This is a genomic window from Rhodococcus sp. NPDC058521, from assembly GCF_042719695.1.
Taxonomy (GTDB): Bacteria; Actinomycetota; Actinomycetes; order Mycobacteriales; family Mycobacteriaceae; genus Rhodococcus_F.
On sequence record NZ_JBHXNL010000017.1, the window covers coordinates 13,847 to 26,602 of the forward strand.

A 12,756-nucleotide genomic window follows, 5' to 3' on the forward strand; every position below is an offset into this window, starting at 1 on the left:
CACGGTGTGCGGATCGAAATCTTGCAGCTGGACACGAACCTGACCAGTGTTCGAATGCTCGTGTGCGGGAAACTGTTTGGAGTTTCAATTGGCTATCGATCAGCGAACCGCGTGAGTGCGGCCTGTCTACCAGCGCAATTGGCGATCGCGGAGTCAGGCTCGGACGTCCACGGTACGCGGAACCGAAAATTCGACTGTGTTCAATGTCACGTTTCTCAGATTCCGAATGCGTTCTCCAGAGCTGCCAATTCGGCACTCAAGCGTCCTGGGAACGACTGCAGGTCCGGAACCGACTTTCGGCAGGCGGTGACGCCGAACGAGATCGTGTCGTCACTGCTGGTGCAGGTGATGTTCATGGCTTGGCCATGCATCGGCACGGAAAGCGGGTACAGGGCATCGAGGTGCGCGCCGTTCCAGTACTGGGGAGCGCTGGGCCCCGCGATGTTGGAAATCACCAGATTGAACGGGGGCCTCGGCAGCGGGTTACGTCCGAAGAACATGTTCGCACCCGCGGGGGCCGCGCCCAAACCGCTCATGGTCAGCACCTGGGTGGGGCTCATAGCACGCAAGGAAGTCTTGCCGTCGTTCATGCACGTCCGAATGGTGCTCAACCGCTCGATCGGATCGGAGAGGTGAGTGCCGAGGTTGCACATCAGGACCCCGACGGCATTTCCTTCCTCGGTCCCTGTTCGGTCGTGGAGAGACACCGGCACCATTGCGACCAATGGTTCGTCAGGCAGTGCCGACTGGTCGGAGAGGTAGGACCGCAGCGCTCCCGAGGACATGGCAAGTACGACGTCGTTGATGGTGGCGTCGGCGTACTTCGCGACGAGACGAAGTTGCTCCAGCGGCAGTGCTCGCGCCGAGTAGTCCCGCGCACGTGAGACCTGGACGTTGAACATGGTGCGGGGCGCGGACAGCGACATGGCGCCGCCGCGGTCCTGTACCGCGCGTGACACGGTGGTGGCGAGTGCCGGAACCGTTCCGGCGACCTCGCCGAGGAGGCTACGCCCGGTGCGTACGGCAGCGCCGGGGAGATCGACCACGCGGATACCGCGCTGTTCGGCGTTGGTTTCCGCCTTCGGGTGGTTCTGCCACGGCGCCGACATGCCCCGTTGCTCGGAGTTCTCGCTCAGCGAGCGGCGCAGCACCTTCATGGCGGTCACCCCGTCCATGATCGAGTGGTGGACTTTCGTGTAGATCGCGAACCGTCCGTCGCGGAGCCCCTCGATGAAGTGCATTTCCCACAGTGGGCGGGTGCGGTCGAGAGGGGTGCTGTGCAGGTGTGCGCACAGGTTCGTCAGTTCTCGATCTCCGCCAGGTGTCGGGAGGGCGTTCTTGTGAAAGTGATGGTCCAGGTCGACAGCGGAGTCGGTGTCCCACGCCCACTGGCCGAGGGTCATCAGGGTTCGTCGCGGACGTTTCGCGAACCTCTCGGACACGTTGCCCGGCTCGTCCTCGATGTGTGAGTCGAGGAGGTCCCGGACGTCGCGGGCATCGGCACCTTCGGGAGGTTGGAAGATCTGGATTCCACCGACGTGCAGAGGATGCTCGGGTGCGTCGCCGAGGAGAAACATCGAGTCGAGTGGGGACATCGGCATCAGCATGTGCGAATCCTCTCCGGCGTTCACGCATCCCCCCGGATGCGCGCGGCGGCGGTCGGTCGGTATGGGGCGACGACCTGATCTACGACCTCCGTGCGGTGTTGCGCGAAGGTATCGGAAGGGAAACGAACAGGGTGTCGGTCTCAATTAGTACTACGCCTGTTCGTGCCCTGCCACTAGACAAACGTCCAGTCAAGACTTCAGCATCGTGAAACTGATTGAAGGCGAAAATGCTTGCGCGGGACACATTTTCAGCGAATGTAAATCGGTAATGGGGGGCGTGTCCCCCGATCGGGGGACGGCGGTGTGGTCCCGAACGTGATGCCGATGGGGGAATGCGTGCGGCGGGTGATGCTCGATAGTGAATGCATACCGCGAACAACATCAACGATTGTTCGTAGAAATACACTCGGACAGAGGTTTTCGACATGCAGAACGTTTCGGACATCAGAATTGCGCGCAATCGCACTCCCCGTCGGGTGTTGTTCCTCGGCGCACCCGGGACCAGTGCCGAGGCCACCCGTTGGGCCATGGTGAAGGGTTGGCTGCAGTCCGAGGGCATTCTTCCTGTCCGCCGGAATCACGGCGAGGTGCTGTGCGTCATCGCGAGCGAAGACGTCCTGGACGGGATGTGCTCACCGATCGAAGCAGCCGCCCTGCAACGGGCACGAGAACTCGGCACTCCGTGCATCGGGATTCATGAGTCCGCCGCGATCTGGGATCTCACCGCTCCGGTGCGCCCTCGTCGCCAGTCGGTGGGAGCGTGAACCTCAACCGCGCCGGGCGGGCTCGCGGCCGTGTGGTTGGCGCACCTCGGGGATATCCGGCAATGGGGGGATCTCGTGCGTCACCGGGGTGGTACCGAGAGTGAACGGCTCGCCGTGATGAGACAACAGGATCGGCTCACCGCGCACCAGGGTGTAGGACGCGGTGTGCTGATGAATCTCGACCCCGATGCAACTTCCTCGAACGAGCATGTGAAATGCCAATCGGTTCAATTGTTCGGGGATCCGCGGCGCGAAACTGATGTTTCCGCCGTGGTCGCGCATTCCACCGAATCCCGCGACGCATCCCAGCCAGGACCCGGCCAGCGATGCGACGTGCAGACCGTTGGAGACGTTCGAGTGCAGGTCGTGCAAATCGGTGAGGGCGGCTTCGGAAAGGTAGTCGTAGGCGAGTTGCAGGTCTCCGATCTCCGCGGCCACGATGGATTGAATACACGCGGACAGTGACGAATCGCGGACGGTGATCGCCTCGTAGTACAGGAAGTCTGCGAGCTTCTGTTCGTCGGTGAAGGCGTCCCCACGCAGATAGAGCGCCATGACGAGGTCGGCTTGCTTGACCACTCTCTTGCGGTACAGGTCGAAGTACGGGTAGTTGAGAAGGAGCGGATACGTGCCCGCTGGTGTACCCGCGAAGTCCCAGTCGGCGTGATGGGTGAATCCGTCCGACTGCTGGTGCACGCCCAATCCATCGTCGAACGGGATCCGCATGTGTTCGGCGGCGTCCCGCCACAGGGCGGTCTCCTCGTCGTCGACCCCGAGGTCGCGTGCGAGGTCGGGGTGCTTCGTGCAGACGGTGGCGGCGTCCACCAGATTCTGCTGGGCCATCAGATTGGTGAACACGTTGTTGTCGGCGATGGCGGTGTACTCGTCGGGCCCGGTTACTCCGTCGATTCGAAATTCACCCTGAGAATTGTGGTGGCCGAGCGAGCACCACAGTCTGGCCGTCTCGACGAGTAGTTCGAGCCCGCATTCGGTCTCGAACTCGGTGTCTTCGGTGGCGGCCAGATAGCGTGCCGTCGCCGCTGCGACGTCCGCGTTGACGTGAAATGCTGCCGTGCCGGCCGGCCAGTAGCCCGAACATTCCTGACCGTTGATGGAACGCCAGGGAAATGCGGCACCTGTCTGTCCGAGCTGTCGCGCGCGATCCTTCGCGGTGTCCAGTGTCGAATGCCGCCAGCGCAACGCGTCGCGGGCGGCGTCCGGCATGGTGTAGGTGAGGACGGGCAATACGTATGTCTCGGTGTCCCAGAACGCGTGCCCGTCGTATCCGGGTCCGGTCAGGCCTTTGGCGGGAATGGCTCGTGATTCACCACGGGCGCCGGCCTGCAGCACGTGGAATAGACCGAAGCGGACTGCTTGCTGGAGTTCGGCGTCTCCTTCGATCTCGACGTCGGCGGCGGCCCAGAAATTGTCCAGGTACTCGCGCTGCCGTTGGAGCAAGGCTTCCCACCCGGTTTCCATCGCTCCGGCGAGCGCTCCGTCGACCTGGGCGCGCAACGCCGGCACCGATCGTCGAGCCGACCACCCGTAAGCCAGGTACTTGGTGACGCGCAACGTCTTGCCTGCCGGAACGTCGACGGCGACGGTCAGTCTGGCCAGATCCTTCTCGGTGTCGATGCTGCAGCGGGCATCGGCCGGCAAGTCGATCTCGTGGTCCATCCCGGCGGCCACGTAGAGGTTAGACGAGCGGGTGTGATGGGCGAGCACAGCGCGATAGCCGCTGGCAGCGGCGAAGTCCGCAACCAGCGGGTTGTCGAGCGCGGCGGCGACCCGTGGGTCGTCCGACTTGGTCGGCAGCGGCTCGTTCGCCAACAGGTCGGATTGGAGGACGAGTTCGAGTTCGCCGTCGAGCGGTTCGACCTCGTATCGGATGGCGGCGACGGCGCGCGACGAGAACGACACCAGTCGCTCGGACCGGATTCGCACCCTTCTGCCGGTGGGGGAGACCCATTCGGTGGTGCGGCGCAGCGTTCCGGATCGGAAGTCGAGGACCCGCTCGTGGTGAGGGGCGTCGCCGTAACGCATATCGAGGGGTTCGTCCTCGATGAGCAGCCTGATGATGTTGCCGTCGGTGACACTGACGACGGTCTGCCCGTCTTCCGGGTACCCGTAGCCGGCTTCGGCGTAGGGGAGTTCGCGCTGCTCGTAGAAGCCGTTGAGGTAGGTGCCGGCGAGCCCACGTGGCTCACCTTCCTCGAAGCTTCCGCGGATACCGATGTGTCCGTTGGAGAGTGCGAACGTCGATTCCGTTCGGTGCAGGGCCTCGAGGTCCAGGCCGCGCCAGCGTAGTTCCCACGGTGATATCTCGTAGCCCTCAGCGTCCATGCACACCGGCTTCGTAAGTCCCGCTCAGCAGGTCGGCCAGATCGGTGACGACGATGTCGGCGCCATGTTCGCGCAGGGCATCGCCGTGGTTCACGCGGTCGACGCCCACCACGTAGCCGAACTTGCCCGCGCGACCGGCTTCGACCCCGGACAGCGCATCCTCGAATACGGCCGCGTCCTCCGGTGGTACCGCGAGCGCCTCGGCGCCCGCCAGGAAGGAGTCGGGTGCGGGTTTCCCGCGTAGACCCCGGTCGGTGATGACGACGCCGTCGATGCGGATGTGGACGTATCGGCTGAGGTCGGCGGCATCGAGGACCGACTTGCCGTTGGCGGACGAGGTGACCACGGCGATCTTCAGTCCGTGCTCGTACGCGGCTTGGATGTACTTCACCGAGCCCGGATAGGGACTTACCCCTTCCTTCTCGATGACCTTCAGCAGCAGCTCGTTCTTGCGGTTACCCACGCCGTTGACGGTGTCGTCGGATGGCGGGTCGTCCGCCGAGCCGTCCGGAAGCGCGATCTTGCGGGACCGAAGGAAGGCGCGCACGCCGTCCGCTCGGGGTCTGCCGTCCACGTAGTCCAGGTAGTCCTCGTCGGTGAACGGCGCGAAACCCTCGCCGTCACGACGGCGCAGAAAATCGTCGAACGTCTGTTTCCACGCCTTCCTGTGCAGTACCGCGGTGCCGGTCAGCACACCGTCGAGGTCGAACAGACACGCCGAGATGTTGCCGGGGAGTCCCATCACTCCTCTGACGCTACAACCGAACACCCTGAATCCGTGGCGGATGAGCCACCGCGTGTTGTGACCGTTCCCAGGAACCTGCGGTTCGGTTGTGGAGGGATGACAACACTCGACAACCGAACCGCATGCGCCCGTTGCTAGCCGGTGACCCCGGTGAGCTCGTTGGGAGTCTCCGGAAGTTCAGCTTCGGCCTTCACCTTCCCCGACGCGAGGTCGACGGAATTGATCTTCTTGGTCGCCGGGTCGGTGACGTAGGCGGTACCGCCCTGCACGAACAGGGTGGGGCGGGGGTCCTGCCACTTTTCAGGCTCCGTCCACGGCTCGACGACCGGAATCGTTGCGGTGACCGCCTTGGTGTTCGGGTCGATGACGTGTAGGGCGCCGTCTGTGCCGAGCACGAGAGCTTCGCCGTTCGGTCCACGGCCGAGCGACCGGAAGCTGTAGCTGGCGCCGAGCTCGACGAGAGACATCTGGTTGGTCGCCGTGTCGATGAGCGACACTCGTTCTGGCCGCTCGAGCTCAGCCTCGGGGTCCGTCTTGTAGTCGCCGAGCAGGATGGGAGAGTCCTCGGTGCCGACCTGCGTGCCGATCCGTCCGTACGGGTCCGGTGACGCGATCTTCGTGATGGCGCCGTCCTTGACGACGAGGGCTCCGTTCTCACAACCGAACGACACCGCCTCGTTGGCCGCGACGGCTTCACCGTGCACGCCCGGGCACTCCTCGCTGCGAGCAGTTTCGTGGCCATGCTCGTCGAGTACGACGATGCCCTGCCGCTCGTCCTCGTTGCCGAGCGTGGTGACCAGAGTTCCGTCGGAGAGTTCCACCGCAACACCGTGGTGCGGCTCGGCAGTGGTGTGCTCGTGGGTTTCGGGCTGCCCGTCGCTCAGAGTGATGGGATCGAAGATGCTCACCTTGCCGGTGCCGTCGTCGAACAGCACTGTCTTTCCGTCGTGACGGACCACGTGGCCCGGCTTCTCGGCGGGGAAGCTGACGTCGGTCAGTGCCGGCTCAGCTGTGTCGAGGGCCGTGAACTCGTTGCCGGTGCTGACCAGGACGTGCCTGCCGTCACCTGCAGGATTCAGGCGGACGAATCCATCGATGTCATCGACGGTGTCGACGACATCCAGTGTGTCGGCGTCGAGGACCATGACGCCACCGTCGTAACTGACGGTGAGTCGTGGACCGGCGGGAGCGGCGGACTGCGTGTCAGTGGAGGAATTGTCCGAGGAGCAGCCGACGAGGAGCGCAGCCGACGCGCCGAGCGCGACTGCGACGGTTGGGATGCGGGTTCGATTTCGTGTCTTCACGAGTGGAAGACAACTCGTGTTGCAAAGGGTTGTCAAAGCCAATAATGCGCATTATCGCATGTAGGGCCTCATTGCAGGGCCTTGGTGATGCGGTTGGTGTTGGATGTCATCATCTCCAGGTAGGTGGCTGCCCCTGATCCGTCTTCCCCCAGCGACTCGGTGAACAGCGCGACCACCTCGACGTCCGTCCCGGACTCCTTCGCCAGTGCTTCGGCCAGCTTCGAAGGTTGTGACGAGTCGACGAATATCGCCCGGACACCCGAGTTCCGCACCGCGGTGGACAGATCTGCCAGATCTGCAGAACTGGGCGACGCCAGAGTCGTACCGCTCGGAACCACGGCCCCGATCACGTCGAAGTCGAATCGTTGTGCGAGATAGCCGAACACGTGATGATTGGTGATCAGAATGCGTTGCGGTTCGGGGATGGATTGGAAACGTGCCGTCATCGTCGAGGTGAGCTCGGATATCCGGCCGCCATATCTCTGCGCGCGTTCATCGATTACGGACGCTTCCACGCCGTCCACGTGCTCGACGACGGCGTCGCGAATCAGCCCTACCGCGTCGGCGACCCGGTCCGGGTCCGTCCAGAAATGTGGGTCGGGTGTACCTGCACCGGCGCCGGCGTCGAAGGCGATCGGGTTGACCGCAGGCGCTACCTCGAGAACCGGAACGTCCTCGGAGCGTGCGGCATCGACTGTTTTCGCGATGCCCTCCTCGAGGCCGAGGCCATTCGAGATCACAAGGTCTGCCGACGCGATTCGGGCTGACTCTGCAGCGGAGACTTCGAACGAGTGCGGATCGGCGTTGCGTGGCATCAGGACTCGAACCTCCGCGGCATCCCCGACGATGTTCTGTGTGATGTCGCCCAGGATGTTGGTGGTCACGACCACGGTCGGGCGGTCTCCGTTCATGTCCACGGAGCAGCCGGCGACCGCAAGAACCAGGCCGATCAGGACCGAGAAGACGGCCGCCGTGCGGGTCATTCGCCGACCACGCTCATCGAACCGACGGTGAATCCTGCGTCGAGCGTGCGGGCGATGCGCGCGTTGTCGCGGTAGTCGATTTCCTGCACCCGCGATCCGGCCGGGTCGCTCACGTAGGCGCGCTTGCCGGACACGAGGACGGACGGCTTGGCCTGCGACGTGTCGCTCCAATCGAACGGTTCGCTCAGGGCCTGTGCGGACGCTGTCTCCGCCGCGGTGGCGACATCGTAGCTACGGAACGTGCCGTCGGCGAGCACGGCGAACACGGTCTTGCCGTCACCCGAGAGATTCACGTCGAGAGCGCGATCCGGGGTGCGAATGTGGGTCCAGCCGCGTGTTGCCGAATCGAACGCCAGAATCCCGTCGTTGGTCGCGGCAGGGCCTGCGGTGGCGGCGAGAACCGGAACGGAATCCTGTTCGCGGAACGTGGTGGGCCGTGACTCCGGGGTGATGCCCTCTGGGTAGGGCACCTTCTCCGACCTCCACTCCGTGCCATCGGTGGAAGCGACGAAGAGCCCGTCGTCGCACGCCGCGACCGCATACTTGTCGAACGCGGCGGTGCCGTGCATACGTGGGCACGGAGTGCCGAAGGTCTTCACGATCTCGCCTCGTGCGTCACGCAGCTCGAACGACCCTGGACGGGTGTCGTCGGGGTTGGTTGTGGAATGCGAGACCAGGAAATGGTCGTCGACGGGTATCGCCACTCCGTGTTGTGGTGCGTCGGCCGCGATCGAGAATTCGGCGTCCGCGTTTCCGTCCGACAGTTCGCCGAACGTGTTCACCTCCGCCTTGCCCTCACCGTCGAAGAAGGTGGTCACCTTGCGATCGCCGGTGATGACGTGTGCCGGTTTCACACCCTCGAGCTTCCCCAGCTCGGTCGGATCCTTGGTGTACGAGTGCGTGTGATCGCCGTGATCGATGGTCCATGAACCGGGTTCGAGGACGTGGGCAACGTTGCCCTTTCCGTTCACGGCGTAGACGTACCGATCGTTGACGGTGGTGAGCCTCGTGGCGTCCTCGAACTCGAACGAGTGGAGGGACTCCTCCGTCGTGAGGTCGACGATGTCGACCCGGCCGGAATCGGCATCGGCGAGAACCAGACGCGGACTGGGTCCGTCCACCTCCGTCGAGCCGGCCTCTGCGGCGAGGTCGCTGCCTGCTCTAGCGGATCCCGCTTCGGGCTGGTCCGGTTCGGATCCACAGGCGGTGAGTATCAGGGAGGCGGACGCTGCCGCGACAGCACCGCGGACGAGCATGGACTGACGCACGAGATCTCCATCCGTTGAAGGAAGCGATAATCGTTATCGTAAACGGAGGCGTCGCTGGGCTGCGCGCCCGGCGCCGACTACGAAGAACTGCGCCACCGCGACACCCGCGATCGTGGCACCCGCCGCAGTGTCGCCGTACCACGACGTCAGAAGGCCGATGAAGGTTGCCGACCACCCGAACAGCACGGCCAGTGACATGGTTGCGATGATCGAGCGGCCGAGCAGATATGCCGTGGCGGAGGGGGCGATCAGAAGCCCGAACACCAGCAAGGTCCCCACTACTCGGAACGATGCGACCACTGCGAGGACAACGAGACCAAGGAGGGCGACGTGGGCGATACGTGGGTGGAGTCCGAGCGTAAACGCTTTTCGTTCGTCGAAGACCAAGGCCACAAACGGTCTGAAGCACACGAGGGAAACCGCCGCCGCAACAACGACCGTTCCCAAGAGCATCCACAGATCACCGACCGTGGCCGAGAGGACATCACCGAACAGGAAGCTGGTGAGGTCGACGGCGAACGAACTCGATCTGGACACGATCACCACGCCGAGGGCAAGCATCCCGGCGAACAGCAGGCCGATTCCAGTGTCCTCGGACAGCTCCGAATCCTTTGATACCCAAGCTATTCCGGCGAGCATGGCGATCGCGCTGACGGCGGCCCCGACCATGAGGTTGGCGCCCACCAGGTACGAAACTGCGATACCGGGGAGCATGCCGTGGGATACGGCATCGCTCATGAAAGCCATTCCGCGCAGGACCACCCAAGTTCCGACGAGGGCGCACAGGATCGACACGAGCATGCCCGACAGAAGGGCTCTGCGGACGAACGACACGGTGAACGGATCGAGTAGCCACTGCACGCTGCTAACCTAATTGACGATGATTGTCGCAAGCGAATTGACCGTTCGGTATGGCGTGAACACAGCGCTGTGCGGCGTGAACGCACGGTTTGAGCCGGGAACGGTCAGTGCGCTCGTCGGACACAACGGCTCCGGAAAGTCGACCCTTCTGCAAGTGCTGGCTGGGGTCGTCGACCTCGCTTCGGGTTCGATCGAGGGAGTGCCGAAGTCGGTGGCGTACGTGCCGCAGCGAAGTGTCGTGGGTTCCCGCCTTCCGCTGTCCGTACGGGAAGTGGTGGCGATGGGAGCCTGGGAGCGCGCCGGCCTGTTTCGTCGAGTGTCGCGATCCGACCGGCGTTGCATCGATTCGGCCATCGATCGACTCGGGTTGGCCGCTATCCGGCACCGGAGGTTGTCGACACTCTCCGGCGGACAGTGTCAACGCGCCTTGCTCGCCCAGGCGCTCGTGCAACGAGGTGATCTCCTCCTCCTCGACGAACCGAGTACGGGCCTCGATGCGGAAGCGGCAACGGTGATCGACGAGGTGATCGCGGAGGAGTCCGCGCGGGGTTCGACGGTGGTCGTGGCGACCCACGACATGGCGGGTGCGGCGCGTGCAGATCAGGTCATCGAACTTGAACGAGGTTCAGTTCGGGAGTGGCCTGCAAACAGCGAAACCGGTTGGTATCAGCGGACTATCGCCGCAGGTAGTGCTGGTGTCGGCGCGTTCCGGCCCGGTGCAGACGAGCGTTACAGAAATTAAACATGTGAAAAGCGTGCATCTCGGCGAGGTTGGGTCTACTGTGAGGAACGCACGTCCAGCCAACCCCCCCGGCTGGTTGCGCTGGCCCCGCCAACCCACCCCCCCGGTTTGGCGGGGCCACTCTAATTTCTGGGCGAACAGGTAGCGGTCACGAACGCACCGAGCGTGTCAGGGCGCCCGTCAGTTCGGCGATCTCCGAACCCACCGACAGGTAAGTGTCTTCGTCCTTACCCGAAGGATCGGCTACATCCTCGGGGCCGTCCGAGGTAGTGAACTTGGAGCGCGCAGCATCGAGAGCCGACACGGTGGTCGCACCCGAAGCCTCGGCGAGGCGTGCTGCTTCCTTCAGGGTGAACGTCTTCTTCGACTGCTTCGGAGCGAGCTTCACGACCTCGTCACGGTCGCTCTCGGTCATTGTCAGGACCAGATCTGCCTCGCCCGCGATCTCTGCGGTCAGGCCGCGGGCGCTGAAACCGCTCGGGTCTCCGCCCAAGCCCTCCAAGACTGCTGCCGCGGTCTTCTCCATGGGCTGACCAGCCTTGGCCTTCGTTCCCGCACTCGATGCAACGAGTTCGGTCGTGCCGACTTCCTCGGCGAATGCAGTGGTGATGCGTTCGGCCGTTGCGGAGCGGCTGACGTTTTCGGTGCAGACGAAGAGAACATGCATGACCGAAAGCATAAGGTCTCGAAAGTCGTGCGCCGAACAGGCACCTCACCTGTTGTACACGTGCTGTTGGTCCTACACACCGATGAGGTATCCGCGGTGATCACCTACCGGGATTATCAAGGTGGTATGCGCTGCACCGTGTTTGGAACCGGGTACCTGGGGGCGACCCACGCGGCCTGTATGGCCGAGCTCGGTCACGACGTGCTCGGCGTCGACATCGACCCGGGCAAGGTGGCGAAACTCTCCTCGGGCGAAGTGCCGTTCTACGAGCCTGGGCTCGCGGACGTGCTCCGCCGCAACATCGATGCAGGTCGACTGCGGTTCACCACGTCGTACGAGGAGGCGGCTGCCTTCGCGGACCTGCACTTCGTGGGTGTGGGGACGCCACAGAAGAAGGGTGAGTACGCCGCAGACCTTCGCCACGTGCACTCCGTGATCGACACCCTGGCGCCGCTGCTGGACGGACCTTCGGTGATCGTCGGGAAATCGACCGTCCCGGTGGGTACCGCAACCGAGCTGGGCGCTCGCGTCCGCCGGCTGGCACCCGCAGGCGACGACGTCGAGGTGGTCTGGAATCCCGAGTTCCTGCGCGAAGGATTCGCAGTCGAGGACACTTTGCGCCCGGATCGACTCGTGCTCGGCGTCGACAGTGACCGTCCCGGCAACGCCGAATCTCGGCTTCGCGAACTGTATGCGGACCTGCTCGACAGCGACGTTCCGTTTCTCGTGACGGACCTCGCGACGGCAGAGTTGGTGAAGGTGTCGGCCAATGCCTTCCTCGCCACGAAGATCTCCTTCATCAACGCGATATCCGAAGTGTGCGAAGCGACGGGGGCCGATGTCACTCAGCTTGCCGACGCCCTGGGCTACGACGCTCGAATCGGCCGCCGATTCCTCAATGCCGGACTCGGCTTCGGGGGTGGGTGCCTTCCCAAGGACATTCGCGCGTTCATGGCTCGCGCCGGTGAGCTGGGGGCCAACCAGGCTCTGCACTTCCTGCGTGAGGTGGACAGCATCAACATGCGTCGTCGTACTCGCATGGTGGAACTGGCCGCGCAAGCTTGCGGCGGATCACTGCTCGGTGCAAACGTCGCCGTTCTGGGTGCTGCCTTCAAACCCGAATCGGACGACGTGCGTGACTCACCGGCCCTCAACGTCGCAGGCATGATGCAGCTCCACGGTGCCGTGGTCAGCGTGTACGACCCCAAGGCGCTGGACAACGCTCGTCGACTGTTTCCCACACTCGATTACGCCACTTCGGTCACGGAGGCGTGCGAGAACGCGGATGCGATTCTGCTGCTCACGGAGTGGAAGGAATTCGCCAACCTGGAACCGGGCGACCTCGAGTCCGTCGTCGGTCGACGGGTGATGGTCGACGGACGCAACTGCCTCGACGCACAGTCGTGGCGTGACGCCGGTTGGGATTATCGAGGCCTGGGCCGACGGTGACGTGCGCCACCGATGTGCTGGTA

Annotated in this window: 11 protein-coding genes; 3 read left to right on the top strand and 8 right to left on the bottom strand. The window is 63.9% G+C overall.

What is annotated here, in order from left to right; translation table 11 throughout:
- Window positions 1-215 precede the first annotated feature (215 nt).
- Complete coding sequence (locus ACFWO3_RS20100) at window positions 216-1,607, bottom strand: wax ester/triacylglycerol synthase family O-acyltransferase (RefSeq protein WP_378581055.1); 1,392 nt, start codon at window positions 1,605-1,607, stop codon at window positions 216-218.
- 425 nt (window positions 1,608-2,032) lie between these two features.
- Here ACFWO3_RS20100 and ACFWO3_RS20105 point away from each other — a divergent pair, with 425 nt between their 5' ends.
- Window positions 2,033-2,371 (top strand): hypothetical protein, encoded by a 339-nt coding sequence (locus ACFWO3_RS20105; protein WP_378581057.1) that lies wholly within the window; start codon window positions 2,033-2,035, stop codon window positions 2,369-2,371.
- 3 nt (window positions 2,372-2,374) lie between these two features.
- Here the strand turns inward: ACFWO3_RS20105 and ACFWO3_RS20110 are convergent, their stop codons facing one another.
- The 6 genes from ACFWO3_RS20110 to aztB all read right to left on the bottom strand — a co-directional run bounded on the left by ACFWO3_RS20110 (window position 2,375) and on the right by aztB (window position 9,875).
- Complete coding sequence (locus ACFWO3_RS20110; RefSeq protein ID WP_378581058.1) at window positions 2,375-4,714, bottom strand: glycoside hydrolase family 65 protein; 2,340 nt, start codon at window positions 4,712-4,714, stop codon at window positions 2,375-2,377.
- The gene (locus ACFWO3_RS20115) at window positions 4,704-5,456 is read right to left on the bottom strand and encodes an HAD family hydrolase (RefSeq protein ID WP_378581151.1); all 753 of its coding nucleotides are present in this window, start codon (window positions 5,454-5,456) and stop codon (window positions 4,704-4,706) included. The genes ACFWO3_RS20110 and ACFWO3_RS20115 overlap by 11 nt, the downstream gene beginning before the upstream one ends.
- Window positions 5,457-5,593: 137 nt before the next feature.
- The gene (aztD, locus tag ACFWO3_RS20120) at window positions 5,594-6,763 is read right to left on the bottom strand and encodes a zinc metallochaperone AztD (RefSeq protein WP_378581060.1); all 1,170 of its coding nucleotides are present in this window, start codon (window positions 6,761-6,763) and stop codon (window positions 5,594-5,596) included.
- A gap of 68 nt (window positions 6,764-6,831) precedes the next feature.
- Window positions 6,832-7,746, bottom strand: a complete 915-nt coding sequence (gene aztC, locus ACFWO3_RS20125; protein ID WP_378581061.1) for a zinc ABC transporter substrate-binding protein AztC — start codon at window positions 7,744-7,746, stop codon at window positions 6,832-6,834.
- The gene (locus tag ACFWO3_RS20130) at window positions 7,743-9,014 is read right to left on the bottom strand and encodes an ABC transporter (RefSeq protein ID WP_378581063.1); all 1,272 of its coding nucleotides are present in this window, start codon (window positions 9,012-9,014) and stop codon (window positions 7,743-7,745) included. The genes aztC and ACFWO3_RS20130 overlap by 4 nt, the downstream gene beginning before the upstream one ends.
- 33 nt (window positions 9,015-9,047) lie before the next feature.
- On the bottom strand, window positions 9,048-9,875 hold the full coding sequence (gene aztB / locus ACFWO3_RS20135; protein ID WP_378581066.1) for a zinc ABC transporter permease AztB: 828 nt from the start codon (window positions 9,873-9,875) through the stop codon (window positions 9,048-9,050).
- A gap of 19 nt (window positions 9,876-9,894) precedes the next feature.
- Between aztB and aztA the strand changes: the two genes are divergently transcribed.
- Complete coding sequence (gene aztA, locus ACFWO3_RS20140; RefSeq protein WP_378581068.1) at window positions 9,895-10,617, top strand: zinc ABC transporter ATP-binding protein AztA; 723 nt, start codon at window positions 9,895-9,897, stop codon at window positions 10,615-10,617.
- A gap of 148 nt (window positions 10,618-10,765) precedes the next feature.
- On the opposite strand, the gene ACFWO3_RS20145 is transcribed toward aztA, so the two are convergent.
- Entirely contained in the window at window positions 10,766-11,284 is a 519-nt protein-coding gene (locus tag ACFWO3_RS20145) for a protein tyrosine phosphatase (RefSeq protein WP_378581070.1), read from the bottom strand.
- Window positions 11,285-11,410: 126 nt separating this feature from the next.
- On the opposite strand from ACFWO3_RS20145, the gene ACFWO3_RS20150 reads away from it, so the two are divergent.
- Entirely contained in the window at window positions 11,411-12,733 is a 1,323-nt protein-coding gene (locus tag ACFWO3_RS20150; protein WP_378581071.1) for a UDP-glucose dehydrogenase family protein, read from the top strand.
- The last annotated feature ends 23 nt before the right edge of the window (window positions 12,734-12,756 follow it).

Excerpts from the sequence above, each read along its gene's own strand:
- ACFWO3_RS20100 (WP_378581055.1), bottom strand. The coding sequence starts at position 1,607 with ATGCTGATGCCGATGTCCCCACTCGACTCGATGTTTCTCCTCGGCGAC.
- ACFWO3_RS20105 (WP_378581057.1), top strand. The coding sequence starts at position 2,033 with ATGCAGAACGTTTCGGACATCAGAATTGCGCGCAATCGCACTCCCCGT.
- ACFWO3_RS20110 (WP_378581058.1), bottom strand. The coding sequence starts at position 4,714 with ATGGACGCTGAGGGCTACGAGATATCACCGTGGGAACTACGCTGGCGC.
- ACFWO3_RS20115 (WP_378581151.1), bottom strand. The coding sequence starts at position 5,456 with ATGGGACTCCCCGGCAACATCTCGGCGTGTCTGTTCGACCTCGACGGT.
- aztC (WP_378581061.1), bottom strand. The coding sequence starts at position 7,746 with ATGACCCGCACGGCGGCCGTCTTCTCGGTCCTGATCGGCCTGGTTCTT.
- aztA (WP_378581068.1), top strand. The coding sequence starts at position 9,895 with ATGATTGTCGCAAGCGAATTGACCGTTCGGTATGGCGTGAACACAGCG.
- ACFWO3_RS20145 (WP_378581070.1), bottom strand. The coding sequence starts at position 11,284 with ATGCATGTTCTCTTCGTCTGCACCGAAAACGTCAGCCGCTCCGCAACG.
- ACFWO3_RS20150 (WP_378581071.1), top strand. The coding sequence starts at position 11,411 with ATGCGCTGCACCGTGTTTGGAACCGGGTACCTGGGGGCGACCCACGCG.